This is a genomic window from Clavibacter lycopersici (genome assembly GCF_003576405.1).
GTDB classification, from domain to species: Bacteria; Actinomycetota; Actinomycetes; order Actinomycetales; family Microbacteriaceae; genus Clavibacter; species Clavibacter lycopersici.
Map to the genome: position 1 here is coordinate 1 of NZ_QWGT01000367.1, position 1,792 is coordinate 1,792.

1 protein-coding gene and 1 pseudogene are annotated in these 1,792 nt (G+C 75.7%); both read left to right on the top strand.

The features are described 5' to 3' along the window. Positions 1-49: 49 nt before the first annotated feature. Positions 50-1,312: a sensor histidine kinase gene (locus DZG00_RS15155; protein ID WP_119455802.1), complete on the top strand. Its 1,263-nt coding sequence runs from the start codon at positions 50-52 to the stop codon at positions 1,310-1,312. Continuing rightward, positions 1,309-1,792 (top strand): annotated as a pseudogene (locus DZG00_RS15160) (molybdopterin-dependent oxidoreductase); the annotation flags it as partial. The gene DZG00_RS15155 and the pseudogene DZG00_RS15160, both read left to right, overlap by 4 nt.

Sequence of the window (1,792 nt, forward strand, 5' to 3'; positions counted from 1 at the left end):
AGCCCGCCGAGCCCGCCGCCGAGCCCGCGCCGCCCGCCGGGGGCGACGCGTGACCGCGGACTCCTTCCTCATCGTCGTGCTGACGGCGCTCGTCTGCGCCGCCGTCGTGGGCCTCGGCGCGAGCGTCCTCCTGCGCGCGCTCCGCCGCCGCTCGCTCGTGCTGCAGATCTGCGTGGTCGCGCTCGCCGCCGTCCTCTCGGTCGTGGGCGGCATGGTCGCCGTCACCGCGAGCATGCTCGTCGACGACGCCGGGCTCACCGCGTTCCTCTCCGTCGCCGCCGTCTCGGCGCTCGTCTCGCTCGTGATGGCCGCGATGCTCGGCATGACCCTCGTGCGCGGCAGCCGCGAGCTCGGGCGCTACGCCGCGTCGATGGGCGAGGAGGCCGCCGTCGAGCCCGGTCGCCCCACGAGCACCGAGTTCGCGCAGCTCGCCCGGGAGCTCAGCGCCGCCAACCGCCGCCTCGCCGACGCCCGCGACCGCATGGAGGCGCAGGAGCGCAGCCGCCGGGAGCTCATCGCCTGGATGTCGCACGACCTGCGCACGCCGCTCGCCGGGATCCGCGCCATGGCCGAGTCCCTCGAGGACGGCATGGTCGACGACGAGCACCGCTACTTCCGCCAGATCCGCGTGCAGGCCAACCGCCTCAACGGCATGGTCGACGACCTGTTCGAGCTGTCCCGCATCAACTCGGGCAGCCTCGAGCTCGCCGTCGAGCGCGTGTCCCTCTACGACGTCGTGAGCGACACCGTCGCCGAGCTCGGCCCCGTGGCCCAGGCCCGCCAGGTCGACCTCCGCGGCGAGACCGCCCACGACGACCTCGTGGTGCAGGGCGATCCGCGCGAGCTCTCCCGCGTCGTCGGCAACCTCGTGATGAACGCCATCCAGCAGTCGCTCCCGGGCGGCCGCATCGTCATCTCCGCGCACCGCGACTCCGGCAACCTCGCCGTCCTCTCGGTCGAGGACACGGCGGGCGGCATCCCGGAGGACGACCTGCCGCGCGTGTTCGACGCGGGCTGGCGGAGCACCGGATCCCGCACCCCGCGCGCCTACGGCAAGAGCGCCGCCGCGAAGGCCGCCCTCGGCCCCGACTTCCCGGTCGCGCCCGCCGAGGCGACGCCGCCGGATCCCCAGGTGCAGGCCGAGGGCACGCACGACGGCGGCTACGCGTCGGGCGGCGGCGGTGCGGGCCTCGGGCTCGCGATCGTCCGCGGCATCGTGCGCGCGCACGACGGCGACGTCACCGTGCAGAACGTCGAGGGCGGGTGCCGCTTCGACGTGATCCTCCCGTACAGCAAGCCGGTCGCCCCGTGACCCGTGCGGCCCTCCGCTGGTGGTCCGCGTTCCTCGGGGTGGTGGCGGCGCTCGCCGTGCTGGCGGTCGCCGAGATCGCGGCGGCCTTCATCGCGCCGGCGGCGAGCCCGGTGCTCGCGGTCGGCGCGCTCGTCATCGACCTCGTGCCCGCGGGCGTCAAGGACACCGTGATCGCCCTGTTCGGCACGGGCGACAAGGTCGCGCTGATCGTGGTGCTCGCCATCGTGGTGCTCGCCGCGGCCGCGCTCGCCGGGATCCTGCAGGTGCGCCGGCCGCCGCTCGGCATGGTCGTGCTCGCTCTATTCGCCGGGATCGCGGTGCTCGCGGCGACCACGCGCGCCGGGGCGACGGGCGCGGCGGCGATCCCCACGATCGTCGGCATGATCGCGGGCGTCTTCATCCTCCACCGCGGCGCCGACCGGCTCCGCGGCTGGCGCGACGCGGCGGACCGCTCGGCAGCGGCGTCCGCCGCGGTCGCGG